The following is a 25,193-nucleotide window of genomic DNA, read 5'->3' as shown; positions in this document are numbered from 1 at the left end:
CGCAAGCGTGCATGCATTTTGATGCGAGCCAATCCCTTATCAGCGGCGCCAAGGTTGGCTAGAATAGCGGCTCTAAAAACCTGCCTGACATTACGGGAGTGAAACAGTGGATCTTGGGATCAAAGGCCGCCGCGCCATCGTCTGCGCATCCAGCAAAGGCCTCGGACGCGCCTGCGCCATCTCGCTGGCCGAGGCCGGCGTTCACGTCACGCTGACCGCGCGCGGCGCCGAGGCCCTGAAGAAGACGGCCGACGACATCCGCAAGGCCTATCCTGGTGTGACCGTCACCGAGATCGTCGGCGACATCACGACGCCGGCGGGCCGCGAGGCGGTGCTGAAGGCCTGCCCCGAGCCGGATATCCTGATCAACAATGCCGGCGGACCTCCGCCCGGCGATTTCCGCAACTGGACCCGCGACGACTGGATCAAGGCAATCGATGCCAACATGCTGACCCCGATCGAGCTGATCAAGTCGACGGTGGACGGCATGATGGCCCGCAAGTTCGGCCGCATCGTCAACATCACCTCAGCGGCGGTGAAGGCGCCGATCGACATCCTCGGTCTCTCCAACGGCGCGCGCGCCGGCCTCACCGGCTTCATCGCCGGCCTCTCGCGCAAGACCGTGATCAACAACGTCACCATCAACGGCCTGCTGCCGGGCCCGTTTGAGACCGATCGCCTGCGCAGCACCGCGAAGGGGGAATCCGAGAAGCGCGGCATCACGCCGGACCAGGTTCTGGCCGAGCGCGCCAAGCTCAATCCCGCGGGCCGCTTCGGCGATCCCGAGGAGTTCGGCTACGCCTGCGCATTCCTGTGCGGCGCCAAGGCCGGCTTCATCACCGGGCAGAACCTTCTGCTCGATGGCGGTGCCTTCCCGGGAACGCTGTGAGGGCGGTCTGGTACGAGGAGACAGGACCGGCGGCGGACGTCCTCACCTATGGTGAGATGGCCACGCCGGTCGCAGGTCCAGGCGAAGTTCGTATTCGCCTGGAAGCCTCCGGCGTCAATCCGGCCGATGTCGGCCGGCGCGGGGGCGGCTATCGCGCCAAGGAATTTTCGCGCGTCATTCCGAACAGCGATGGCGCGGGCTTTATCGACCAGATCGGCGATGGCGCGACGCGGTTCAAGATCGGCGACAGGGTCTGGCTGTTCAACGGCCAGCGCAACGGCCGCGCCTTTGGCACCGCGGCCGAATATATCGCGCTTGCCGAGCATCTGGTGACGCCGTTGCCGGACAATCTCTCTTTTGCGCAAGGCGCGACGCTGGGCATTCCCGCAATGACGGCGTGGTGCTCCCTGTTTGCGGACGGGCCGATCGTCGGCAAGTCGGTGCTGGTCACCGGCGGCGCGGGTGCAGTCGGGCATTACGCCGTGCAACTCGCGAAATGGGGCGGCGCGCAGGTGATCGCGACCGTCAGCTCGGCGATAAAAGGCGAGCATGCGCGACAAGCCGGTGCCGATCTCGTGGTCAATTACAGGGACGAAGATGTCGTTGCCAAGGCCATGGCCTTCACCGGCGGACGCGGGGTCGACCAATTGGTCGATGTCGATTTCGGCGGCAACATCGCGACGACCCTGAAATTGATGGCCATGAATTCGACAATCGCGGTCTACGCCACGAACGGCAACCGCACGCCGACCGTGCCGATGCGCGAGCTGATGGAGAAGTGCATTACGCTCCGCTCGCTCGTCTTGTTCGCGCTGCCGCCGGCGCTGCTTGCGGCGGCGCAGGCCGACATCTCGAAATGGCTGGCAGCGGGGCCGCGAATCCACAATGTCGCGGCGCAGTTTGCGCTGTCGGAGACGGCGCAGGCCCATGTCGCCGTCGAGAAAGGCGACAAGCTCGGCACCGTGGTGGTCGACTGCGCGCGCTGATATCGGCCGGAATCACCGCTGCTTGGTGATCTCGTCTTCGTCCCGCTGGCTTGGAGCGGATGAATCGGCCACCAGGTCTCCGTCGGTCCAGTCGACGCCGAATTCATCGAGCCCGTCGGCGAGCAGATCGCCCAGCATCGGCTCACCGAGCAGATAATGCGCCGTCTCGCGCCGGGGACTGCGATACTCCGCGCGTGCCTCCACGGCGCGTGCGCGCAAATCGTCCCAATCGTCGATCGTGCCGTCGCCGCGGCCGAGCCAGGTCAGCGCGACGAGATCGATCTGCTCGTCCTCGTTCATGGCCACGATGAAACTTCCGAGTTCGTTGACGACCGGATCGGAGCCGTCATCCTCGAGGACGTCGACCGCATCGTCATCAGTCGCATTCGAGCCGGAATCCGGATCGGAATCCGCCTGCTTGACGTCGAATTCACGCGCCTTTTCGATGATGAAGGCGACCTTCTCCGCGGAAATCGCAAGCTCTGGCATGGCTGGCCCTTTGTCTTTCCCTGGGTTCCCGCGATAACGCCGCACGGCGTCAGATGATCCATTGCGCCTGAGGGCGAAACTGCGCATGTTCCCCCGCAAAGCAAGAACATCAAACAAGAACATGGGGATGCGCCGGATGCAGTGGAAAGTCGGCAGGGTCAAGATCACCAAACTCGTCGAGATGGAGACGGTGGGTTCAACCCGCTTCATCCTCCCGGCAGCAACCAACGATGAAATCCGGAAGCTGCCCTGGCTGATCCCGCATTTCGCCACGGAAGAAGGCCGGCTGAAAATGTCGATCCATTCGCTGGTGCTCGAAACTCCTTCGCGCCGCATCGTGGTCGATACCGGACTTGGCAACGACAAGCAGGGCCGCAACGTCCCGACCTGGAACAATCGCACCACACCATTCCTGGAGACGATGATTGCGGCGGGCTTTCCGCCCGACAGCATCGATACCGTGCTGTGCACGCATCTTCATGTCGATCATGTCGGCTGGAACACGAAATGGGTCGACGGCAAATGGGTGCCGAGCTTCCCCAACGCGCGCTACGTCTTCGGCAAGACCGAATACCAGCACTGGCGCGACCACTCCACCGAGCCGGACAAGCAGGCCGTGTTTGTCGATTCCGTGAAGCCGATCGTCGATGCCGGCCGGGCGGAGTTGGTCGCGAGCGACCACCGGCTCAGCGAGGAGATCAGCATGATCCCAACCCCCGGCCACAGCCCCGGGCATATGAGCGTTCTGATCCGGTCGGACGGCGAGCAGGGACTGCTGACGGGCGACGTCGCCCATCATCCCTGCCAGATGGCGCATCTCGGCTGGTCCTCGAACGCGGATTCCGATCAGAGCCAATCTGCCGCGACGCGGCGCGAATTGTTCGGCCGGTTTGCCGACACCCCGACGCTGGTGATCGGCGGGCACTTTTCGGCCGGGCACATCAAGCGGGATGGGGACGCATTCAGGTTCGAGGCGCTGGCCTAGTCTCGTGCCCCGGACGAACCTCCCGAATCGAGAGGGCTGCAATGCGCCCTCTTTGAGCGGTTGAATTTCCCGCCGCCCTGTTCCATGAAGCTGTTTAACCGATCGGTCCATTCCAGGGAGAAACGAGAATGAAGCTTGTTCGTTATGGCGAGAAGGGTGCGGAAAAGCCCGGCCTGATCGACAAATCCGGCCAGTTGCGGGACCTGTCGGCGCATGTGAAGGACCTGACCGGCGAGGCCTATTCGCCCGAGAGCCTGAAGAAGCTGGCGGCGCTCGATCCGGCCTCGCTGCCCGCCGTCTCCGGCAAGCCGCGGTTCGGCGCCCCCGTTATCGGCATGTCGAAATTCGTGGCGATCGGCCTCAACTACAGCGACCACGCCAAGGAGACCGGCGCGGAAATCCCGAGCGAGCCGATCATTTTCATGAAGGCCAACACCTCGCTGTCCGGCCCGAACGACGCCATCGAGAAGCCGCGCGGCTCGACCAAGCTCGACTGGGAGGTCGAGATCGCCGCGATCATCGGCACGCGCGCAAAATACGTTTCGGAAGCCGACGCGCTCAACCACGTCGCCGGCTACTGCGTCTGCAACGACGTCTCCGAGCGCGCCTTCCAGATCGAGCGCCTGGGTCAGTGGACCAAGGGCAAGTCGCACGACACGTTCGGCCCGCTCGGTCCCTGGCTCGCCACCAAGGACGAGATCAAGGACGTGCAGAACCTGCCGATGTGGCTCGACGTGAACGGCCAGCGCCGTCAGACCGGCTCGACCAAGACCATGATCTTCTCGATGGCCAAGTGCATCTCCTATGTCTCGCAGTTCATGACGCTGCTGCCGGGCGACATCATCACGACAGGCACCCCGCCCGGCGTCGGCCTCGGCATGAAGCCGCCGACCTTCCTCAATGTCGGCGACGTCATCACGCTCGGCATCGAGGGCCTCGGCGAGCAGCGCCAGGAGATCGTCGCGGCGTAAGCCGCGGCCAGCGCACACTCGTCGTCATGCCCGGGCTTGTCCCGGGCATCCACGTCTCACAGTCTATCCACGCGGACGCGCGTGGATGGCCGGGTCAAGCCCGGCCATGACGGACGAGACACCATTTGCTCAAGACCGATCGCAGGGAATTGTCCCATGAAGCTCACCTTCTCCCCCGCCTCGCCCTTTGCCCGCAAGGTGCGCATCGCCGCGATCGAGCTCGGGCTGATCGACAAGATCGAACTCACGCCGGCGAGCGTCGCGCCCGGCACGGCCAACGAGGACTATTCACGCATCACGCCGCTGAAAAAGCTGCCGGTGCTGATCACCAATGACGGCGACGTCATCCTGGACTCGTATGTCATCGTCGAATATCTCAATGAGATGGCCGGCGGCAGCCTGATCCCCGATTACGGTCCGCGGCGCTGGAAGGCCAAGACCAATCATTCCCTGATCAACGGCATGCTCGATTCCATGCTGCTGTGCCGCTACGAGAAGATGGTGCGGCCGCAGGGCCTGCAATGGCAGGCGTGGTCGGACGACCATTGGAACCGGGCCTGGACCGGCATGGCGCGCTTCGAGAACATGCCCGATGTCCTCAACGGTCCGTTCGACATCTCGCAGATCGGCCTCGTCTGCGTGCTCGGCTATGCCGACTTCCGCTTCGCCGATTGCGGCTGGCGCAAGGCCTATCCGAAGCTCGACGCGTTCCACCAGAAAATGCTGGAGCGGCCCTCCGTGAAGATCTCAGTGCCGCCAGCGGCGTAGTATCGCGACGGCGGGGAGAAGGATGATGCTCGATCGCTTCCCCCGCCTCGGCATTCTCGGCGCGAGCCTCATGCTCGCGTTGACCGTCTCAACCACTTCCGTGCAAGCCGACGGCATGGTGCCTGGACAGCGAAACCTCGCCTGCGAACCGCCATCGTCAACCGACGACGGCTGGATGACTGCGTCGCCCGACAGCGTCGGCATGGACGGCGCGCAACTTTGCGGCATCGCCGCCCGACTCGGGCAACGCGCGACTTCGGTCCATTCGGTTGTCGTCGCGCGCCACGGCAAGCTCGTCTTCGAGCAATACTTCGCCGGCTACGACCAACCCTGGGGACAACCGGAAGGCCAGCGCGAATTCACCGCGACGACGAAGCACGACATCCGTTCGGCATCGAAGAGCATCGTTTCGCTGCTCGTCGGCATCGCGATCGATCGCAAGCTGATCGAAGGCGTCGACGAGCCTGTGCTCAAGTTCTTCCCCGATCATCAGGCGGTGAAGCAAGCGGGCTGGGAGGCCATCACGCTGCGCCATCTGCTGACGATGTCCTCGGGAATGAAATGGGACGAGGCGCGAGCATGGACCGATCCGAACAACGACGAGCCGCATCTCACCTTTGAAGCCGATCCGATCAGCTATGTGCTCGCAAGACCGATCGCCGCACCGCCGGATGTACTCTGGACCTATAATGGCGGCGGGACTGAACTGCTCGGCAACATCCTCGAACGCGTCTCGGGCAAGCCGCTAGAGACGTTTGCGCGCGAGGTGCTGTTCCAGCCGCTCGGGATCACCGATTTCGAGTGGAAGGCCTACCCGAAGAACGGCAAGATCGCGGCGGCCGCCGGCCTGCGCTTGCGTCCGCGAGATGCCGCCAAGCTCGGCCAGCTCGTGCTCGATCGCGGCCAGTGGAACGGCCAACAAATCGTCTCGGCCGATTGGATTGCACAATCGATCGCGCCGCGCTTCCAGGCGATCGGCTATTTCGGCGGCACGCTGTTCTACGGCTATCAATGGTGGATGGGCCGCTCGCTGGCCGGCGGGATGGAAATCAAATGGGTTGGCGCCTTCGGCTGGGGCGGACAACGCATTTTCATCGTGCCTGAGCTTGACCTCGTCATGATGACCACCGCTGCCCAATACGGCCAGCCGAAGGAAGGGCTGGCCGCGATCGACGTCCTCTCCAACATCGTCATTCCGTCCGTGCGTGACGCACGCTGAGTGCAAGGAAGCGAGCATGAGCCTGAAATACGCGGTCGGCGATCTCACCATCCATCGCATCATCGAGCAGGAAACCTCGTTCGTCCCGGCGCTGGAGATGTTGCCGGGGCTGACACCGGAGCTGCTGGCCGAGAACCGCGCGTGGATGAGGGAGGCGAAAGCCCTGGATGACAGCGACACATTGATGCTGTGCTTCCAGTCCTATGTGATCAAGACGCCGCACCACACCATTCTGGTCGACAGCTGCATCGGCAACGACAAGCCGCGGCCGCAGCGCCCGAAATGGAACATGAAGACCGACGACACCTATCTGCGCGGACTCAACGCTGCCGGATTCTCGCCTCACGACATCGACTTCGTGATGTGCACGCATCTGCATGTCGATCACGTCGGCTGGAACACGCGTCTGGAGAACGGCCGCTGGGTGCCGACCTTCCCGAAAGCGCGCTACGTCTTCGCCAAGCAGGAGTTCGATCATTGGACCGAGCAGAACGCGAAGGCGGAGGTGCCGCCCTTCGCCGACAGCGTGCTGCCGGTGGTCGAGGCCAAACGCCACGAGCTTGTCGGCAACGATCACCAGATCGGCGACCACGTTCGTATTCTGCCGACGCCGGGCCACACGCCGGGCCATATCGCCATCACGATGGGCCACGGCAGGGATGACGCCGTGTTCTCCGGCGACCTCATGCACTCGCCGTTGCAGACGCTCTATCCGGAGCTGTCGGTCAAGTTCGACCTCGATCAGGCCAAGGCGGCAACGACGCGCCGCAGCTTCCTGGAACGCTATTGCGATACCGACACGTTGTGCTGCACCGCGCATTTCCCCTCGCCGTCCGTTGGGAATATCCGGCGCAAGGGCAGTGGCTTCGTATGCGCGGCGGTGTAGTCGAATGGCGCAATCGTAGGGTGGGCAAAGCGAAGCGTGCCCACCATGCCAAACGCGTTGTAGAATGATGGTGGGCACGGCGCGCGAAGCGCGCCTTTGCCCACCTTACGATTCCACCCGTGTGGAGAAAGCAAATGACAATGCTCCCCGACATCCCGCTCCCCGCCGGCATCCGCTCACGCTATGTCGACGATATCAACGGCCTGCGCATGCATGTGCTGGAGGCCGGCTTCGAGACCAAGGGGCGGCCCTGCACCCTGCTGCTGCACGGCTTTCCCGAGCTTGCCTTCTCCTGGCGAAAGGTGATGCCGGCGCTGAGCTCGGCTGGCTATCACGTGATCGCGCCGGACCAGCGCGGCTATGGCCGGACGACGGGATGGAGCGCGGAGTATGACGGCGATCTCGCGCCCTTTTCGCTCTTCAACCTGGTGCGGGATGCGCTCGGGCTGGTGTCGGCGTTCGGCTACAGGCAAGTCGACGTGGTCGGACATGATTTCGGCAGCCCAGTCGCGGCCTGGTGCGCGCTGATGCGGCCCGACGTATTTCGTTCGGTGACGATGATGAGCGCGCCATTCGGCGGAGCGCCGCCGCTGCCGTTCAACACGGTCGACACGCCGGTAAAGCCAGCGGCCGAAGACCCCGTGCATCGCGAGCTCGCCGCCTTGCCGCGTCCACGCAAGCATTATCAATGGTACTATGCGACACGCCCGGCCAATGCCGACATGCACCGCGCGCCACAGGGCGTGCATGATTTCCTGCGCGCCTACTATCATCACAAGAGCGCGGACTGGACCGACAACAAGCCATATCCGCTGAAATCCTGGTCGGCGAACGAGCTTGCGAAGCTGCCGACCTATTATGTGATGGACCTGAACGAGACCATGGCCGAGACGGTCGCGAAGGAGATGCCCTCGCAGGCCGCAATCGCCGCCAATCAATGGCTGCCCGACCGCGAGCTCGGCTACTACAGCGCCGAATATGGCCGCACTGGATTCCAGGGCGGCCTGCAATGGTACCGCTGCGGCACATCGGGCGCATTCAACAGCCAGCTCCAATTGCTGGCCGGCCGCAACATCGACATCCCCTCCTGCTTCATCTCGGGCAAGCAGGATTGGGGCACCTATCAGCGTCCCGGCGTATTCGAGGCCATGCAGGCGCGGGCCTGCACGAAGCTGCTGGGCTGCCACCTCGTCGACGGCGCCGGTCACTGGGTGCAGCAGGAGCAGCCGGCCGAGGTGAGCCGCCTGCTGCTCGATTTCCTGGCGAAGAGCCGAAGCGTGGTTTGACCCGGGAACCCAAGCGCCCTATATAGTTTAGAATTATTCTAAACTAATCAGACAGGGCCGCCGTGAAGAATTTTGCCGATCTGACCGAGCGCGAGGTGCTTGCGGTCGCAATCTCCTCCGAGGAGGAGGACAGCCGCATCTACATGAGCTTCGCCGAAGACCTGAAGGAGCGCTATCCGGACTCCGCCAAGATCTTCGAACAGATGGCCGAGGAAGAGCGCGGCCATCGCCACATGCTGCTGGAAATGTACGAGCAGCGCTTCGGTCCGCATTTGCCCCCGATCCGCCGCGAGGACGTCAAAGGCTTCCTGCGCCGCCGTCCGGTCTGGCTCACCAAAAACCTGTCGCTCGACACCATCCGCAAGGAGGTCGAGACAATGGAATTGCAGGCCGAGCGCTTTTACGTGAAGGCCGCTGAACAGGCGCAGGATGTCGGCGTGCGCCGCCTGCTCGGCGATCTGGCCGAGGCCGAGAAGGGCCACGAAGAGGTGGCGGCGAAGCTGACGGACCGGATCCTGAGTTCAGACGTGCGCGCCGAGGAAGACCGCACCAACCGGCGCATGTTCGTGCTGCAATATGTGCAGCCAGGTCTCGCCGGCCTGATGGACGGCTCCGTCTCGACGCTGGCGCCGCTGTTTGCGGCTGCCTTCGCCACGCATCAGAATTGGCAAACATTTCTGGTCGGCCTCGCCGCCTCGATCGGTGCCGGCATCAGCATGGGCTTTGCGGAAGCGCTGTCCGACGACGGCTCGCTGACCGGGCGTGGTTCGCCCTGGCTGCGCGGTCTCACCTGCGGCTTGATGACGACGCTCGGCGGGCTTGGGCACACCCTGCCCTATCTCGTGCCCGATAGCTGGGCCAACGCATTCTGGATCGCGACGGGAATCGCCGGAATTGTCGTGTTCTTCGAATTGTGGGCGATCGCCTTCATCCGCGCGCGCTACATGGACACGCCGTTCCTCCAGGCCGTGTTCCAGATCGTGCTCGGCGGCGCGATCGTGCTGGCGGTGGGGATATTGATCGGAGCGGCGTAGGACGCCTTCATGCCCCGGCTTGACCGGGCATCCAGCACGCCGCGACCTGTCCGTGTCCAATCGGCGCCGGTGGAATACTGGATCGCCCGGTCAAGCCGGGCGATGACTGCGAGTGGTTGCTTGGCTCACCGCGTTCCGTCTTGCTCAGATGTCAATCGCGATCAAACGGCGGTTGCGGTGCTGGGCCAAACTGCGCATCATTGTTCCACGCTAAGAACAGGAGATGCGGGATGGCCAAATCCGAATGGAGCTTCAAGAGCGCGGTCGAGCTGTCGGCGGCACTGACGGCCAAGAAGGTTTCCGCGGTCGAGCTCACGCAGGATGCGATCGACCGCATCGAACGGCACGACAGCAAGGTCAACGCGATCTGCGTCCGGGATTTCGACCGTGCGCTGGACGCCGCACGCGAGGCAGACGCCGCATTGGCGCGCGGCGAGCGAAAGCCGCTGCTCGGTCTCCCCATCACTGTGAAAGAATCCTACAACATCGCCGGCCTGCCCACGACCTGGGGCTGGACGCCGCAGAAAGATTTCAAGCCGGCGGAGGACGCGCTGTCGATCGCCCGGGTCAAGGAGGCCGGTGGCGTCATCCTCGGCAAGACCAACGTCCCCGTGGGCTTGGCGGATTGGCAGAGCTACAACGAGATCTACGGCACGACGAACAATCCGTTCGATCTCGGCCGCACGCCGGGTGGCTCGTCGGGCGGCTCGTCTGCGGCGCTCGCGGCAGGCTACGGACCACTCTCGCTTGGGTCCGACATCGGCGGCTCGTTGCGCGTGCCCGCCTTCCATTGCGGGGTCTATGCGCATAAGCCGACCTACAATCTCTGTCCAACGCGTGGCCACACGCCGCCGCCCTTTCCAGCCATCCCGATGGAGCGCGATATGGCGGTGATCGGTCCGATGGCGCGGAGCGCAGTCGACCTGCCCCTGCTCCTGGACGTGGTGGCAGGCCCCGATCCGTTGGACCTGGGCATCGGATACAAGCTCGCGCTGCCGGAGGCGCGACACCGCGCGCTGAAGGATTTCCGGGTGCTGGTGATCGACAGCCATCCGCTGCTGCCTGCGAATGCAGATATTCGCGGCGCGATCGAAAAACTGGCGGGGCAATTGACGGGCACGGGCGCGCGCGTGGCGCGCGAAAGTCCGCTGTTTCCGGACTTCACGGAGGCTTCTCGCCTCTACATGCGCATGCTGATGAGCTTCCTCGGCGCCTTCCTTCCGCCGGACAATCTCGCGGGCGCGCGTGCCGGTGCAGCGCAGCTCTCACCCGACGACAAGAGTCTCGCTGCCGAACGGCTGCGTGGTATCACCAGCACGCATCAGGCCTGGGTATTCGACGAGGGCGCCCGCGCCGGCCTGCGCGCGCAATGGCGGCAATTGTTCAAGACATTCGATGCGGTGATCTGTCCGATCATGCCCACGCCGGCCTATCCGCATGATCATTCGCCGGAGCAGGAAAAGCGCCGAATCAACATCGATGGCAAGGACCACGCCTATCCGGACCAGCTTGCGTGGCCCGGCATCGCCACGCTGACGGGCCTGCCGGCAACGGCTGTTCCACTCGGCCTATCGAAGGACGGCCTGCCGGTCGGCGTGCAAATCATCGGGCCCTTCCTCGAGGACCACACGCCGTTGAAGCTCGCCGAGCTGATCGAACGCGAGTTCGGCGGGTTCGTGCCGCCGCCCTTGTTCAATGACTGAGAGAAACCCCATGAGCAACGACCTCGAACAGCTCACCGCGCTCAACCGCGACTATGTGGCCTCGGTGCAGAATTGCGACGTCAAGCGCTTCGACGAGATTTTGGCGCCGGAGTTCTACTGCTCCAATCCCGACAAGACGCTGGTCGATCGCGAGGCCTTCCTGAAGCAGACGGCGCGGCCGATTGCGATCCGAAACCTCAGAGAGCACGACGTCATCATCCGTATCATGGGTGATTTCGCCATCATCCACGCGGCAACGAGCTACACCAATGCGGACGGCCAGCAGGCCACCGGGCGCTATACCGATTGCTGGGCGAAGACGAACGGGACGTGGCTGGCGGTGTCGGCGCACGTGTCGCGGTAAAGAGCGCGTCACACCACACATTCTCCGGCACAGCCAGATATTCGGGAGGCCGCGAGCTCACCGCTCCAGATTCTTCAGCAGCAATTTCAGCGCTGTCGCTGCAAAGGTCTGCATATTGGCCAAGCGGTCGTTGCTGCCCGTCTCAAGCGTCATCACCTCGACTGCGGGCCCGGCGACCGCCATGCAGCTGTGGCCCGCCGCATCGCCGTAGCGATTGCCGGTGGGACCGGACGCCCCGGTCTCCGACAGGCCCCAATCGCAGTTGAAACGGCTGCGCATCTGCCCGGCCAGCAATTGCGCGTAGGGCTCCGAGGAGGAACGAAAGCCCTTCATTCCTTCGTCCGAAATATCCATCAGCACGCGCCTGGCATCGCGAGTGTAGACCACGGCCCCGCCGAGGAAATAAGCGGACGCGCCGGGCACCGCGAGAAGGCTGGCCGAGATCAGGCCGCCGGTCGAGGATTCCGCAACAGCAATGGTCTGTTTGCGCGCGATCAGCTTCGCTGCGACCTGTTCCGCAATGCCGACGAGCTCTTTCATTCCTTGACCCCTTATTGCTTCGCAACCGAGCTCGGCCTTTCTAGCATATGACAGCGCCGTTGGCCGAGTTGCAGCCAACGGGCAGGCCTGCTTGAATGGCGGCCAAAGGGCGGAGCGGCCAAGCTCTGCCCGCGGGAAAGACGCGACGAGGAAACGTGAAGGACACGTCATGGCGTCCCTGATCGCCGGCGGAGTGGATTGCGATGTGCATCCGGCCGTGCCGCATCTGACCAGCCTGCTGCCGTACCTGAACGAGTATTGGCGCGATCAGGTGACGACGCGCGGCATGGTCGATCTCATCTCGCAATCCTACCCGCAGAACTCGCCGATCACGGCGCGGCCCGACTGGCGCCCCGAAAGCGGCAAGCCGGGTGAAAGCCTGGCGGACATGCAGCGCCATGTGCTCGATCCCTTCCAGCTCTCGCACGCCATCTGCAATCCGCTCTACGGCGTGCAGATGGTGTTTTCAGAGGATCTGCAGGCCGCCTTCTGCCGCGCGCTGAACGACTGGCTCGTGAAGGAATGGCTCGATCGCGATCCGCGGCTGCGCGGCTCGATCGTGATCCCCACCCAAAGCGTCGAGAAGGCCGTCGCCGAGATCGAGCGCTGTGCGACGGACCGCCGCTTCGTGCAGGTGCTGATGCTCGTGATGGGCGATACGCCGCTCGGCAAGCGCGCGCTCTGGCCGATCTACGAGGCGGCGGAACGGCTGGAATTACCGATCGGCATTCATGCCGGTTCCGCCTATCACAATCCGCCGACCGCCGTGGGCTGGGGTTCCTACCACATCGAGGATTATGCCGGTCAGGCCCAGGCGTTCCAGACCCAGCTCACCAGCCTGATCGTCGAGGGCGTGTTCGTCAAATATCCGCGGCTGAAGATGGTGATGCTTGAATCCGGGGTGTCCTGGATCTCCCCATTTCTATGGCGCCTGCACAAGTTCTGGCGTGGGGTGCGGATGGAGACGCCGTGGGTTGATCGCGCGCCGCTGGACATTGTGCGCAGCAACATCCGCTTCTCGTTGCAGCCATTCGATGCACCGCCGGATGAGGCGACATTAATTCGCCTGTTTGATCATATGCAGTCCGACGAATTGGTCGTATTCTCCACCGACTATCCGCACTGGCAGTTCGACGGCCAGGAGGCGCTGCCCGCAGGTCTCACCCCCGATCTCGTGCGCAAGATCATGATCGATAATCCGCAAGCGACCTATCCCCGCCTGACTTAGCCGCTGCCAAAGGAGGCAAGGCGATGAATATTCAGTTCCGCGAAAGCTCCGAAGCCGCTTCCCCACTGGCCGTCAAAACCGCGATCGCGGACTGCGACATCCATCCGGCACGCGCGACCCGCGCCGAGCTCTATCCCTACCTGGCCAAACGCTGGCAGCATCATCTCGAAGTGTACGGCGTCCATGCCTATCAGGGCATGATGGAAGGCCCGCCCTATCCGAAGGCCCAGCCCAACGCCTCGCGCCGCGACGCCTATCCGCCGGAAGGCGGGCCGCAGGGCTCCTCGCTGTCCTTCATGCAGAAGCAGCTGCTCGATCCCAACAACGTGCAGCTCGGCGTGCTCAATCCGCTCAACACCGGGCAAGGCATCCGCAATCACGAGCTTTCGGCGGCCTTGTGCTCGGCGATCAACGACTGGCAGATCGACAAATGGACCAGCAAGGACAAGCGGCTGAAGGCGTCCATCGTCGTCGGCAATGAGGACGGGCTGTCAGCCGCCGCGGAAATCCGCGAGCGTGCCGGCGACAAGAATTTCGTGCAGGTGCTGCTGCTCAGCCGCAATGTCGAGCCGCTCGGCCAGCGTCGCTACTGGCCTATCTATCAGGCTGCGGAAGAGGCCGGCCTTCCCGTCGGCGTCCACGCCTTCGGCTTCGGCGGCAACCCCATCACGCCGTCGGGCTGGCCCTCCTATTACATCGAGGAGATGGTCGGCCACTCGCAGTGCCAGCAATCGGCGCTCGCAAGCCTCGTGCTGGAGGGCGTGTTCGAGCGCTTCCCGAAGTTGAAGATGGTGATGATCGAGGCCGGCTTCGGCTGGGCGCCGTCGCTAGCATGGCGGCTCGACAAAGTCTGGCAGCGCCTGCGCAGCGAGGTGCCGCATGTCAAGCGGCCGCCGTCCGAATATATCCGCGAGCAGGTGTGGTGGACGACGCAGCCGATGGAGGATCCGGAGCGGCGCGAGGATCTGTTCGATGTCATCAAGTGGATCGGCTGGGACCGGCTACTGTTCGCGACCGACTATCCGCACTGGGATTACGACGAGCCGTCGCGCGTGCTGCCCGCGGGCGTCAGCGACGACGACCGCGAGGCCTTCTATCTCGGCAATGCGAAGAAGCTGTACGGGATCAGTTGATGGCGCGGCATGTGATTGCCGCGGTCGACGAGCTTCCGCCCGGCACGCGAAAATTTCTGGAGATCGACGGACGGCCGATCGCAATCTTCAACATCAAGGGTGAATATTTCGGCCTGATGAACCGCTGCCCGCATCAGGGCGCTGCGCTGTGCGAGGGACCCTTGATCGGGCTCGCGCAATCGAAGGATCCGGGCGAGATCGAATATACCAAGCTCGGCGAGATCATTCGCTGCCCCTGGCATGGCTGGGAGTTCGACATCCGCACCGGCCAGTCCTACTGCGACCCTCGCCGCTTCCGCGTGAAGGCCTACCCGGCCCATGTCGAGCCGGGTGCAAGCGTGGTGAAGGGGCCGTATGTCGCCGAGACGATACCCGTGAAGATCGAGAGCGACTACGTCGTGGTGGAGCTGTAGCGAGAAGCAGGTTGCGCGGACATGCGCCGGCACGATTTCAGGCCTTATTCCGCGTTGCCGCGATCATCCACTCACGGAATGCGGCGAGCTTCGGCGCTTCGCGGCGCCCCTCCGGCGCGACCAGGTAGAAGCCCGCATCGGCCGGCAGCGCGATCTTGAAGGGGACCACTAGTCGCCCCTTGGCGATGTCGTCCTGGACATAGGAGGTCCGCCCCATCGCCACGCCGATGCCGTCGATCGCGGCCTGGATGGTCATGAAGATCATGTCGAAGGTGATGCCGGGCTGCCTGGCGATGTCGGCCGGCAGACCCGCCGCCGTCAACCACAGCCGCCAGTCGTCGCTGTTGGCGTTGGAGGTGTGCAGCAGCATGTGGCTCTTGAGGTCCTCGGGACAGCGCAACGGCTTGTCGCCACGCAGCAGAGACGGGCTGCAGACCGGAAACAGCTCGTCCGCCATCAGCCAGTCGGCGCGCAAGCCCGGCCACTGGCCGCGCCCGTAGCGGATCGCGGCATCGACATTGTCGCGCTGGAAGTCGACGAGGCTGGTGGAGGTCGTGATACGGACGTCGATGCCGGGATGGTGCTCCTGGAAATCGGTCAGCCGCGGCAGCAGCCATTTTGCGGCGAGCGAAGCCAGCGTCGAGACCGTCAGCACCTTGTCATCGTCCTTGCGCAGCAGCCGATCGGTGGCAAGCCGGAGGTCGTTGAAGGCGGCGCGGACGCCCGGCAGATAGTCGCGCGCCTCGGCCGTCAGCGCCAGCGCGCGGTTCTGCCGGACGAACAGGCGGATGCCGAGCTCCTCCTCGAGCCTGCGGATCTGGTGGCTGATCGCGGTCTGGGTCACGTTCAGCTCGGACGCCGCCAGCGTGAAGCTGAGATGGCGCGCGGCGGCCTCAAAGGCCCGCAATCCATTCAGGGAGGGCAATCTGGCAGTCATCTGGCAGCAGGATACATGACGTTATTTCATGCGAAAGAGTACAAATTGTCGTTTGTCGCAGTGCACCCGGAAGCAGATATTAGCGGTCAACTTAGCTCCAGGAGCTGGCAATGTCTACTTTGACCCAGAATTCGATGACAAATCATCATGCGCCAGGGCTGATCCACCAGATCGGCGAGACGCTTCACGTTTGGCACGAGCGTTACCGGACCCGGCGTGAGCTCACCAACTGGTCCGCGCGCGACCTTCAGGACGTCGGACTGTCCTGGAGCGATGTCGCCTACGAGGCCGACAAACCCTTCTGGCGGGCCTGATTGGCCGCCAGGCCGGCGCCGCCTGACTGTGGGGGCGCCGGCGGTCCCTTTCCCCTTTGGTCCCCTTGGGGGCGCGTGTCATGAGCACCCTTCGCCTGGAAGATCTGAAGCAATATTCGGACACGCTGCGCACGCGACACGGCGAGGCGCTGCGCGTTCGTTTCGTCGAGCCGCGCGACACCGAGGAGCTCCAGCACTATTTTCGCTCGCTCTCGACGCGGTCCCGATACAACCGCTTCTTCGGCGCGATCAGCGAACTGCCGCAGGGCCTGCTGCACGAATTCCTTCAAATCGGCGAGCGCGAACGTTTTACCGTGGTGGCGACCATGATGGTCGACGGCTTCGAGACCATCGTCGCCGAAGCGCGCTATGCGCTGCATGCCGAAACCGCGACGCTTGAATTCGGTCTGTCGGTTGCCGACCGCTGGCAGGGCCACGGCATCGCCACCGTGCTGATGAAGAATCTTGAATGCCGCGCGGCCGCGCTCGGCGCCGACCACATGTTCGGCGACACGCTGCGCTCCAACGCCGCCATGATCTCGGTCGCGCGTAAATCGGACTTCGCCTTCGTCAACCATCCGGACGACTGGAAGCTAGTGCGCTTCGACAAGGAGATCTCCGTCGCACCGAAAGACATTCCCTGCGCGAGCTGGCGCCTCGTCGCTCTTTCCCGTCAGGCCGATAGCCCCTCAGCCTCGGCCTGACACCACTCGAGCCCGGCCTGGCGAAAACCAGAGCCGGGCATTTTTGCGCCGCTACTTCCCCGTGAACACCGCCTTGCGTTTCTCGATGAAGGCCTGCACCGCTTCCTTGTGATCGGCGGTCGTGGTCAGGCGAACCAGACGTTCGGCCTCGTGGTCGCGCGCGGTCTCGAAGTCGAACAGCAGGGCCTCGTCGAGATTGTCCTTCATGTAGCGCAACGCGAGGCGCGGACCTTCAGCGAGGGATTTTGCCAGTGCAAAGGCCTCCGCCTGCAATTTGTCATCGGGCACCACGCGGTTGACGAGGCCGATGGCCTCGCACCTGACAGCATCGACCCGATCGCCGGTGAACAGCAGCTCGCGCGCCCGCGCGGTGCCGACGAGGCGCGTCAACAGCCACGCGATGCCATAGTCACCGGACAGCGCGATGCGCGCATAGCCGGTGGCCACGAAGGCCGATTGCGCGGCAATGCGGATATCGCAGGCCATGGCGATGGCGAGCCCCGCGCCGACCGCCGGCCCCGGCAGCGCCGCGATGGTCGGCTTGCGCACCGACACCAGCGCGCCGGTGAGCAGGCGCTGCCGCTCCTGGAGATCGGCGACCTTGTCGTCAAAGGACATCTCCAGCTTCTTCGGGTCGCGATGCGCGCCCATGCCCTTGACGTTGCCGCCGGCGCAGAACGCTTCGCCGGCGCCGGTGATCAGCAGCGCGCCGACATCGGGGTTCTCGCCGCAGGAGCGGATCATCGTACGCAGCGCCGGGGTCAGCGCGTCCGACAGCGAGTTGCGCGCCTCGGGCCGGTTCAGCGTGATCAATGCGACGCGATCGCGGATCACGCAGAGGAGTTCACTGGTGCCGGTATCGATGGTGGTTTCCGTGGACATGATTCCCGCCCTTGTAGGATGGGCAAAGCGAAGCGTGCCCACCAATTGCTGTTTCGTCGTTGATAGTGGGCACGGCGCTATGCGCCTTTGCCCACCCTACGGCAGCTTGCCTCAAAACTTCTCCACCCAGGGCCGCAGCTCCAGCTCCCAGCTCCAGGCGCTGCGCGGCTGCTGCAACACGTTCCAGTAGCTCTCCGCGATGGCATCGGGATCGAGCATTGAATCCGGCTTCTCCGGCGCTTCCGTGCGCGCTGCGCTCCTGATGCCGCCATCGATCACGAAATGGGCGACATGGATGCCTTGCGGCGACAATTCGCGCGCCATGCTCTGCGCGAGCCCGCGCAGTGCGAACTTGCCCATCGCGAACGGCGCGGACTGCGCATAGCCCTTGACGCTTGCCGAAGCGCCGGTGAACAGGATCGCGCCGTGCTGGTTCGGCAGCATGCGCCTGGCCGCTTGCTGCGCCACCAGGAAGCCGCCATAGGCACTGACCGCAATGGCGTTCGCCACGTCGGCCGGAACGAGATCGACGAACGGCCCGCGCGCGCGGCCGCTGGCGTTGTAGACGACCACGTCGGGCATGCCGATCTCGCGTTCGACCAGGCCAAACAGGCGTTCGACCGCATCAGGCTCGGTGGCGTTGCAGGCATAGGCCTTGGCGCCGGTCTCGCTGCAGAGCGCGCCGAGCTTCTCGATTTTTCGCGCGGCCAGCGCGACGCGGATGCCCTGGGCGGACAACAACCGCGCCAGCGAGGCGCTCAGGCCTTCGCCGGCGCCGACGATGAGGGCGATCTTGTATTTCGGGTGTTCCATGGCGTGATCTCTCGAAGACGGGAAGCCGCTGATCTATGCACGGTCCGCGCGGACAACCAGCCGGGACGATCATAATTCCGCAGAGCGAATTGCGCCCTCACGGCGATCATGCCTCCCTGACAATTTGCGGCTTTATCCGCTTTCGCGACTGGAGCATGATCGACATCATCACAAGCGGCAAGCGCCAAATCAGCGCAAAATGACCGCAAGGCGGAAACGAAGAGGATGATCATGCGACAGCCGGCCCCCGCGCAGCCAAAACAGGTCGCGGCCGCACCATCCGGACTGCTGGCTCCCGATACCACCGGCATGAATTTCTACCGCGCCGATCAGGCACTCACCGATCTCCTCCGCATTCATCTACCGGAGACGCTATTCCGCCACATCGAGCCGCATCTCGATCGGCTGGGCGAACTCGCCGGCGGCGTGCTCGATGAATGCGCGCGGCTCGCCGACCGGCACACACCGGTGCTGCACCAGCGCGACAAGTTCGGTCGCGACGTGCAGTGGATCGAATACCACCCGGCCTATCGCGAGCTGGAGAAGGCCGCCTTCGGCGAGTTCGGCATCCACGCGCTCTCGATCCGCAAGGGCATCATGGGCTGGCCGGACAAATATCCTGTCGTCGCCAAGCACGCCTTCACCTTCCTGTTCAACCAGACCGAATTCGGCATGGGTTGCCCGATCAACGTCACCGACGGCTGCGCCAAGCTGCTCGCGAATTTCGGCAGCGAGGCGCTGAAGGCGAAATATCTCGACGGACTAACCCAGACCGACATGAGCAAGCTGACCCAGGGCGGCCAGTTCATGACCGAGAAGGAAGGCGGCTCCGATGTCGGCACGCTGACCACGACGGCCGTGCAGGAAGGCGACCATTGGCGCCTCACCGGCGAAAAATGGTTCTGCTCGAACGCCGACGCAAAGATCGTGATGCTGCTGGCGCGCCCCGAAGGTGCCGGCCCCGGCACGCGCGGAGTCGGCCTGTTTCTGATGCCGCGCTTCCTCGACGACGGCTCGCAGAACCACTACCGGATCGTGCGTCTGAAGGACAAGCTCGGCACGCGCTCGATGGCCTCGGGTGAAATCAAGCTCGAAGGCGCGATCGCCTACGCGGTCGGCAAGCTCGACCGCGGCTTCGTGCAGATGGCCGAGATGGTGAACTCGTCGCGGCTCTCAAATGGCGTCAAATCCACCGCGCTGATGCGGCGGGCCTACCATGACGCGATGACGGTGGCGAAAAACCGCGTGGTGTTCGGCAACCGCATCATCGACCTGCCGCTAGGTCGGCGCCAGATGCTGAAGATCATGCTGCCGGTCGAGCAGGCGTTGTCGATGAGCTTTCTCACTGCGGACGCGCTCGACCGCGCCGAGGCCGGCAGCCAGGATGCGGCCGCACTGCTGCGCATCCTGACGCCGACCTTGAAATTCCGCGCCACCCGCGATGCGCGAAAGGTCTGTGGCGATGCGCTCGAGATGCGCGGCGGCATCGGCTATATCGAGGAATTCGCGACCGCCCGCCTGCTCCGCGACGCGCATCTCGGTTCGGTCTGGGAAGGCACCGGCAACATCGTCGCGATCGATGCGCTGAGGCGTGCGGTCGGCCGCCACGGCGCCGAATCCGCGCTGGCCGCCGATCTGCATGCTCGCCTCGATGACAGCCCCTCGGTGCCGCAGGCCTGGCGCGACCGGCTGCACACGCTCACCGATCGTGCGGTGGGCTTCGCACGCGAGGTCGCGGGAAAGGCCGACAATGAGGCCGATGCGCGCCGCGCCACCAGCCTGCTCTATCATGTCGCCGGTGCCGTCGCGCTCGCCTGGGAGGCGCATCGTATTCACGACATGCGGGGCGATGCGCGCAGGCTGTTGTTGTCGCGGCTGGTGATCGATCACCGGGTGTCGCCGAGCGATCCGTTCCGGCTGACGGAAAATGCCGTGCAGCAGAAGATCGCGGCGCTGCTGCTCGGCGATCGTGCAGGCAGCATGAGCGAGGTTGGCGAACTGGTCCTGGCAGCGTAGGCTGCACCCACGTTCGAAGCAAAAAAAGCGATAGGGAGTGCTCGATGAAGGCGGCCGTCCTCCATGAAGTCAACAAGCCCCTAGTCATCGAGGATGTCAGCCTGCCGAAGCCCGGCCCGCGCGAGGTCCTGATCCGGACCTCGGTCGCAGGTCTCTGCCACTCCGATCTGCACTTCATGGAAGGCCTTTATCCGCATCCGCTGCCCGCGGTGCTCGGGCACGAGTCGGCCGGTGTCGTCGAGCAGGTCGGCTCCGACGTCACCTATGTGAAGCCCGGTGATCATGTCGTCACCTGTCTTTCGGTATTCTGCGGCACCTGCGACAACTGCACCACGGGCCGCACGGTGCTCTGCACCGACACCACGGTGAAATTGCTGCCGGGGGTGTCCAATCGGATGCAATGGGCTCGCTCCGAGAAGCTGCATCAGTTCCTCAACCTCTCGTCCTTCGCCGAGCAGATGCTGGTGCACGAGAACGCGATCGTCAAAATCCGCAAGGAGATGCCGCTCGATCTGGCCGCGCTGATCGGCTGCGGCGTCATCACCGGCTACGGCGCGGTCGTGAACACGGCGAAGGTGACGGCCGGCGAGACCGTGGCCGTGATCGGCTGCGGCGGTGTCGGCATGGCCGCGATCAACGGCGCGCAGATCGCGGGCGCCGGCCGCATCATTGCCATCGACACCAACCCGGCCAAGCTCCAGCTCGCGACCAAGCTGGGCGCCACCGACATCATTAATCCGGCAGACGGCGACGTCGTGAAGCAGGTGCGCGATCTCACCAATGGCGGCGTGCATCATTCCTTCGAGGTGCTCGGCCGCAAGGAGACCGCGGAGCAGGCCTTCGGCATGCTCGCCTCGGGCGGCACGGCCACCATCGTCGGCATGATTCCGTTCGGCCAGAAGATCGAGCTGCACGGCTTCGACTTCCTGCGCGAGCGCAGGATCCAGGGCTCATCGATGGGCTCGAACCATTTTCGCGTCGACATGCCGCGGCTGGTGGATTTCTACCTGCGCGGCCGGCTGCATCTGGAAGACTGGATCTCGGCCAAGCTGAAGCTCTCCGAGATCAACGAAGGGTTTGCCAACATGAAGGCCGGCAAGACGCTGCGCAGCGTGATCATGTTTGACAGCTGATGGCTCGATGACGCGGGTCGCCCAGGATTAAGGCAACTGGTCCGGGCCGGCCAAGTCGCCACGCGACTCTTTCAGGAGCAGCAGCGCCGCAGCTGTCACGAGACCCGTGGCGAGCAGGTACAGGGGCGATATGTTCAAACCGGGCCCTTCGATGACCAGATAGGAGAACAATCCCGCGGTCGACGCGATGAAGCCGAGCCAAGCAAGCTTCGGAAAGCGAAATCCACGTTCGCCGCGCCAAAGATCATGCACGAGGTAGTACACGAGAAGGCTGTTGCAGAGTGCCGCCGGCAGCACGCCCAGGACGATTCCGTTTTCGAACGCGAGATAGGATAACACGCCGTCGACCTGAGCAATCACCGCGAAGGGCACATAGCGCGGATTGAGGCAGGCCAGCGCGATCGACGCAAGCTCGAACGCGTAGAAGTACCGCTCGTGCATCTTCGGGAGCAGATACGGCATGAGCATGAGCGATACACAGGCGACGAGCAGAATAAACTCCGGCCCCGCCCGTCGAGAGCGCGCGATGAAGATCGACAAGGCGAGCCCGCGCGCGGCCGCGAGCACCATGCCGACGGCGACTCCGATCGCGTACGGCAGTCCGCCAGCCAGCACCCAGATGTTCGCTGCGTTCATGGTGAGGCGATTGAAGGTGTGAGCTTGGTCCAGATAGACCGCGAACACGGAGGCCAAAGATCTACCGGCGACCAGAACCGGAATGGCGAGAACCACATAGATCCCGGGAACGGTGGCGAGCCATGCCGGGTGGATCCTGCGGCGCAGAATCATGCCGAGCACGAAGGGTCCCAGGAACACGCCCTGAGCCTTCACCGAAAATGCCATCGCAAATGACGCAACGCCATTTCGGTCCCGCATGAACAGCGCGATGGAAACCAGCGTGAAGTACGTCCAGATCGAATCACTCTCCGCCCACACCGCGCCGTTGAAGATCACCGTCGGTGCAAGCCAGACAGCGCAGAAGGCCAGGGAAGCTCGCAACGGCAGCTTTGTCGCTCGCCAGACGATCTGGGCCACAGTGATCGCGCAGCCCAACTCGAATACTGCCGAGATCGCTTTCACGAGGGAAAGTGGCTCGCCTAGCCAATCAAATCGGGCGGCAATCAGCAGGAGGTAGCTGTAGAACGGCGTGTAGTTGGTAAAGGCTTCGGCCAGCCCGGCGACTCCGTGATCGCGAGCAAAGACATACCAGGGGATCAGATGCTGAATGGCGTCATCGGTCGCGTGTTCCCGGGCAACGTAGCGGAGCGCAAGGCCGACAAGTCCACATCCGATCGCGACGGCGATTGCAAGCCGCCAACTCTCTGGCTGCGTCTTGTTCGGATTGACGTCATGACCGGGCCCGCGGATCGCGTCGATTCCAACAATGTCTTTTGTCACGCGATCACTCGTGAGGCTCCATTTCGTGACCCAACCTCTACGGGCCATCAATTCATAGCTGGATAACGTCTGGTTTCGCAGGTCTTAAGATTGCCGCGAAACGGTTGCTTGGTTAGCGAATGCTTTAGAGGAATTGACGCTCGTCGAAATGGCTGCCGGCGGGAAGGTAAGCCCGGCAAGACCAAATCTTGACCAACTGATGAACTGTCCTGGAGCATGATTGCGGAGGCTGGAGCGGCACTATCGCTGCAAATGTCGCGTGAAGATCCGCACCACATGGCCCCTGACCCGCGGCGCCTCGTCGTAGAGGTCTGAGGCGAGCCGCTCGATGGTCTCGCGCAGCGACAGGAACTGGGCCTGCCGCGCGCTGCTTTCGGTGCCTTGCATGCCCGCAAGCTCGTCCATGGCGGCGTCGCTGATCTGGCACTGCACGACCTCGCCGTCGTTCAGCATGGTGAAGCGAAAGGCGAGCCGTTCGAGATCATGGCCAATGATCCTGTCGCGCATGAGTGGCATCAATTCGTCCCGGTCGACCCCCGCGCCGAAAATGCCGAAAATCCCGCTGCTTGTCAGCAGCAAAGGCAATCCATGGCCTACTGAAATGCAACTTCGGCGAAACTGCGGAGCTTGCGGGAATGCAGTCGCTCGGATTCCTGCTGCTTGAGCCGTTCCAGCGCCTTTAAGCCGATCTCGAGATGCTGGCCGACGCGGCGGCGGTAGAATTCGCTGGCCATGCCTGCGAGCTTGATCTCGCCGTGGAGAGGCTTGTCGGAGACGCACAGCAGCGTGCCGTAAGGGACGCGAAAGCGGTAGCCGTTGGCGGCAATCGCGGCCGATTCCATGTCGAGCGCAACCGCGCGCGATTGCGACAAGCGGCGAATGACATCGGGCCCGCTGATCTCCCAATTGCGGTTGTCGACGCTCGCGACGGTGCCGGTGCGCATCAGGCGCTTGAGCTCGAATCCTTCGAGCCCGGTGACGTCCTCGACCGCCTCCTCGAGCGCCACCTGCATCTCCGCGAGCGCCGGGATCGGCACCCACAGCGGCAACTCACGATCGAGCACATGGTCCTCGCGCACATAGCCATGGGCGAGCACGTAGTCGCCGAGCCGCTGCGTGTTGCGCAGGCCCGCGCAATGGCCGAGCATCAGCCAGGCATGGGGCCGCAGCACGGCAACATGGTCGGTGACGTTGCGCGCGTTCGACGGACCGGTGCCGATGTTGATCAGGGTGATACCACGATAGCCGGGCGCGGCCAGGTGGAAGGCAGGCATCTGCGGCGTGCGCGCGGGCGCAACGCCCGTCGTCGCGCCGCCGCTGCGCGTGATCACATTGCCTGGAGCGACGAAGGCATCGAGGCCCGCCTCGCCAGCCTGAAGCCGCTGCTGGCAAAGCTGCGCGAAGGCGTCGACATAGAACTGGTAGTTGGTGAAGATCACGAAGTTCTGGAAATACTCTGGATCCGTGCCCGTGTAGTGGTAGAGCCGGCGCAGCGAGTAGTCGACGCGGGCCGCCCGAAACAGGGACAGCGGTTCGGGCGCGCCGGGCTGGAGCTCGAAAGTGCCGTCGGCGATGGCATCGTCCATGGTGGCCAGATCAGGCACGTCAAACGCATCGCGCAGCGATCGCGTCACCGGCGAGTTCTCGCTGGTGGTGATGGCGGCTTCGATGTTGATGTCGCGGCGATAGGCGAAGTGAACGGGGATCGGTTCGCTGGACTCGCCGATTTCGACTGGGACACCGTGGTTCTGGATCAACAGTCCGATCTGCTCTGTGAGATAAGTCCGGAACAGATCCGGCCGCGTGACGCTGGTCTCGTGCACACCGGGCCGCGCGACGAAGCCGTAGGCGAGCCGCGAATCCAGCCGCGCATGCGTCGCGGTGGTGATACGGACGAAGGGATAGAAGGCCCGCACCCGCGTCGTGATTGCCTCGCCGTTGACGTAAGCTTCGAACCGGTCACGCAGGAACTTCGTGTTGCGCTCGTAGATCTCTTCGAGGCGGGCGACGGCGAGGCCAGCGTCGGAATAGGATTCGGTGGCGATGGTAGGTGGAGATTGCATTGTTCGACGCCGGGTTGCTGGGGCTGAATCGAACTATAG

Annotated in this window: 26 protein-coding genes; 18 read left to right on the top strand and 8 right to left on the bottom strand. The window is 63.9% G+C overall.

Going from position 1 to position 25,193, the window contains the following annotated elements:
• Nucleotides 1-106 precede the first annotated feature (106 nt).
• Complete coding sequence (locus tag AC0L23_RS22485; RefSeq protein WP_085361657.1) at nt 107-889, top strand: SDR family oxidoreductase; 783 nt, start codon at nt 107-109, stop codon at nt 887-889.
• Nucleotides 886-1,875, top strand: a complete 990-nt coding sequence (locus tag AC0L23_RS22480) for an NADPH:quinone reductase (protein WP_085361658.1) — start codon at nt 886-888, stop codon at nt 1,873-1,875. The genes AC0L23_RS22485 and AC0L23_RS22480 overlap by 4 nt, the downstream gene beginning before the upstream one ends.
• A 12-nt stretch (nt 1,876-1,887) precedes the next feature.
• On the opposite strand, the gene AC0L23_RS22475 is transcribed toward AC0L23_RS22480, so the two are convergent.
• Nucleotides 1,888-2,364 carry a DUF3775 domain-containing protein gene (locus AC0L23_RS22475; RefSeq protein ID WP_018457565.1) on the bottom strand — a complete coding sequence of 159 codons (477 nt, stop codon included), beginning with the start codon at nt 2,362-2,364 and terminating at the stop codon, nt 1,888-1,890.
• A gap of 136 nt (nt 2,365-2,500) precedes the next feature.
• On the opposite strand from AC0L23_RS22475, the gene AC0L23_RS22470 reads away from it, so the two are divergent.
• The 9 genes from AC0L23_RS22470 to AC0L23_RS22430 all read left to right on the top strand — a co-directional run bounded on the left by AC0L23_RS22470 (nt 2,501) and on the right by AC0L23_RS22430 (nt 11,580).
• Nucleotides 2,501-3,349, top strand: a complete 849-nt coding sequence (locus AC0L23_RS22470; RefSeq protein WP_026233400.1) for an MBL fold metallo-hydrolase — start codon at nt 2,501-2,503, stop codon at nt 3,347-3,349.
• A 128-nt stretch (nt 3,350-3,477) separates the two neighbouring features.
• Nucleotides 3,478-4,320 (top strand): fumarylacetoacetate hydrolase family protein, encoded by an 843-nt coding sequence (locus tag AC0L23_RS22465; protein ID WP_085361660.1) that lies wholly within the window; start codon nt 3,478-3,480, stop codon nt 4,318-4,320.
• 156 nt (nt 4,321-4,476) lie between these two features.
• Nucleotides 4,477-5,088, top strand: coding sequence for a glutathione S-transferase family protein (locus tag AC0L23_RS22460; protein WP_018457568.1), 612 nt, complete (start codon nt 4,477-4,479; stop codon nt 5,086-5,088).
• A 25-nt stretch (nt 5,089-5,113) separates the two neighbouring features.
• Entirely contained in the window at nt 5,114-6,307 is a 1,194-nt protein-coding gene (locus AC0L23_RS22455; RefSeq protein WP_085361680.1) for a serine hydrolase domain-containing protein, read from the top strand.
• Nucleotides 6,308-6,323: 16 nt separating this feature from the next.
• Nucleotides 6,324-7,193: an MBL fold metallo-hydrolase gene (locus AC0L23_RS22450; protein ID WP_085361661.1), complete on the top strand. Its 870-nt coding sequence runs from the start codon at nt 6,324-6,326 to the stop codon at nt 7,191-7,193.
• 134 nt (nt 7,194-7,327) lie between these two features.
• Nucleotides 7,328-8,479 (top strand): alpha/beta hydrolase, encoded by a 1,152-nt coding sequence (locus AC0L23_RS22445; RefSeq protein WP_085361662.1) that lies wholly within the window; start codon nt 7,328-7,330, stop codon nt 8,477-8,479.
• A 62-nt stretch (nt 8,480-8,541) separates the two neighbouring features.
• Entirely contained in the window at nt 8,542-9,513 is a 972-nt protein-coding gene (gene mbfA / locus AC0L23_RS22440) for an iron exporter MbfA (RefSeq protein WP_018457571.1), read from the top strand.
• 230 nt (nt 9,514-9,743) lie between these two features.
• Complete coding sequence (locus AC0L23_RS22435) at nt 9,744-11,216, top strand: amidase (protein WP_085361663.1); 1,473 nt, start codon at nt 9,744-9,746, stop codon at nt 11,214-11,216.
• Between the two features lie 10 nt (nt 11,217-11,226).
• Complete coding sequence (locus AC0L23_RS22430; RefSeq protein ID WP_018457573.1) at nt 11,227-11,580, top strand: nuclear transport factor 2 family protein; 354 nt, start codon at nt 11,227-11,229, stop codon at nt 11,578-11,580.
• Nucleotides 11,581-11,637: 57 nt separating this feature from the next.
• Here AC0L23_RS22430 and AC0L23_RS22425 read toward each other — a convergent pair whose 3' ends face one another.
• Nucleotides 11,638-12,120 carry a CinA family protein gene (locus tag AC0L23_RS22425; protein WP_018457574.1) on the bottom strand — a complete coding sequence of 161 codons (483 nt, stop codon included), beginning with the start codon at nt 12,118-12,120 and terminating at the stop codon, nt 11,638-11,640.
• A gap of 169 nt (nt 12,121-12,289) precedes the next feature.
• Between AC0L23_RS22425 and AC0L23_RS22420 the strand changes: the two genes are divergently transcribed.
• From AC0L23_RS22420 to AC0L23_RS22410, 3 genes are read left to right on the top strand one after another with little or no spacing between them, the layout of a single operon-like run.
• Entirely contained in the window at nt 12,290-13,348 is a 1,059-nt protein-coding gene (locus AC0L23_RS22420; RefSeq protein WP_085361664.1) for an amidohydrolase family protein, read from the top strand.
• A 23-nt stretch (nt 13,349-13,371) separates the two neighbouring features.
• A complete protein-coding gene (locus AC0L23_RS22415; protein ID WP_018457576.1) occupies nt 13,372-14,481 on the top strand; it encodes an amidohydrolase family protein in 1,110 nt (369 codons plus the stop codon).
• On the top strand, nt 14,481-14,894 hold the full coding sequence (locus AC0L23_RS22410; RefSeq protein ID WP_018457577.1) for a Rieske (2Fe-2S) protein: 414 nt from the start codon (nt 14,481-14,483) through the stop codon (nt 14,892-14,894). Before AC0L23_RS22415 ends, AC0L23_RS22410 begins: the two co-directional genes overlap by 1 nt.
• A 37-nt stretch (nt 14,895-14,931) precedes the next feature.
• Here AC0L23_RS22410 and AC0L23_RS22405 read toward each other — a convergent pair whose 3' ends face one another.
• Nucleotides 14,932-15,831 carry a transcriptional regulator GcvA gene (locus AC0L23_RS22405; protein WP_026233402.1) on the bottom strand — a complete coding sequence of 300 codons (900 nt, stop codon included), beginning with the start codon at nt 15,829-15,831 and terminating at the stop codon, nt 14,932-14,934.
• 110 nt (nt 15,832-15,941) lie between these two features.
• Between AC0L23_RS22405 and AC0L23_RS22400 the strand changes: the two genes are divergently transcribed.
• Together AC0L23_RS22400 and AC0L23_RS22395 are read left to right on the top strand one after the other, a co-directional pair.
• A complete protein-coding gene (locus AC0L23_RS22400; protein WP_007599575.1) occupies nt 15,942-16,145 on the top strand; it encodes a DUF1127 domain-containing protein in 204 nt (67 codons plus the stop codon).
• Nucleotides 16,146-16,225: 80 nt separating this feature from the next.
• Nucleotides 16,226-16,849 carry a GNAT family N-acetyltransferase gene (locus AC0L23_RS22395; RefSeq protein WP_018457580.1) on the top strand — a complete coding sequence of 208 codons (624 nt, stop codon included), beginning with the start codon at nt 16,226-16,228 and terminating at the stop codon, nt 16,847-16,849.
• 51 nt (nt 16,850-16,900) lie between these two features.
• Here AC0L23_RS22395 and AC0L23_RS22390 read toward each other — a convergent pair whose 3' ends face one another.
• Nucleotides 16,901-17,731 carry an enoyl-CoA hydratase gene (locus AC0L23_RS22390; protein WP_018457581.1) on the bottom strand — a complete coding sequence of 277 codons (831 nt, stop codon included), beginning with the start codon at nt 17,729-17,731 and terminating at the stop codon, nt 16,901-16,903.
• Between the two features lie 111 nt (nt 17,732-17,842).
• Nucleotides 17,843-18,544, bottom strand: coding sequence for an SDR family NAD(P)-dependent oxidoreductase (locus AC0L23_RS22385; protein ID WP_018457582.1), 702 nt, complete (start codon nt 18,542-18,544; stop codon nt 17,843-17,845).
• A gap of 231 nt (nt 18,545-18,775) precedes the next feature.
• Between AC0L23_RS22385 and AC0L23_RS22380 the strand changes: the two genes are divergently transcribed.
• The gene (locus AC0L23_RS22380) at nt 18,776-20,560 is read left to right on the top strand and encodes an acyl-CoA dehydrogenase family protein (protein WP_026233403.1); all 1,785 of its coding nucleotides are present in this window, start codon (nt 18,776-18,778) and stop codon (nt 20,558-20,560) included.
• A gap of 44 nt (nt 20,561-20,604) precedes the next feature.
• Nucleotides 20,605-21,693 (top strand): Zn-dependent alcohol dehydrogenase, encoded by a 1,089-nt coding sequence (locus AC0L23_RS22375; protein WP_027515339.1) that lies wholly within the window; start codon nt 20,605-20,607, stop codon nt 21,691-21,693.
• Between the two features lie 27 nt (nt 21,694-21,720).
• Here the strand turns inward: AC0L23_RS22375 and AC0L23_RS22370 are convergent, their stop codons facing one another.
• From AC0L23_RS22370 to AC0L23_RS22360, 3 genes are all read right to left on the bottom strand, one after another.
• Nucleotides 21,721-23,091, bottom strand: a complete 1,371-nt coding sequence (locus AC0L23_RS22370; RefSeq protein WP_473357438.1) for a hypothetical protein — start codon at nt 23,089-23,091, stop codon at nt 21,721-21,723.
• A 240-nt stretch (nt 23,092-23,331) separates the two neighbouring features.
• Nucleotides 23,332-23,607 (bottom strand): DUF1488 family protein, encoded by a 276-nt coding sequence (locus AC0L23_RS22365; RefSeq protein WP_026233404.1) that lies wholly within the window; start codon nt 23,605-23,607, stop codon nt 23,332-23,334.
• Nucleotides 23,608-23,684: 77 nt separating this feature from the next.
• Nucleotides 23,685-25,154: an AMP nucleosidase gene (locus AC0L23_RS22360; protein WP_085358017.1), complete on the bottom strand. Its 1,470-nt coding sequence runs from the start codon at nt 25,152-25,154 to the stop codon at nt 23,685-23,687.
• Nucleotides 25,155-25,193: the final 39 nt, after the last annotated feature.

This window comes from Bradyrhizobium sp. MI1.4, assembly GCF_055811315.1.
This window is presented reverse-complemented; position numbering and strand designations above follow the sequence as displayed.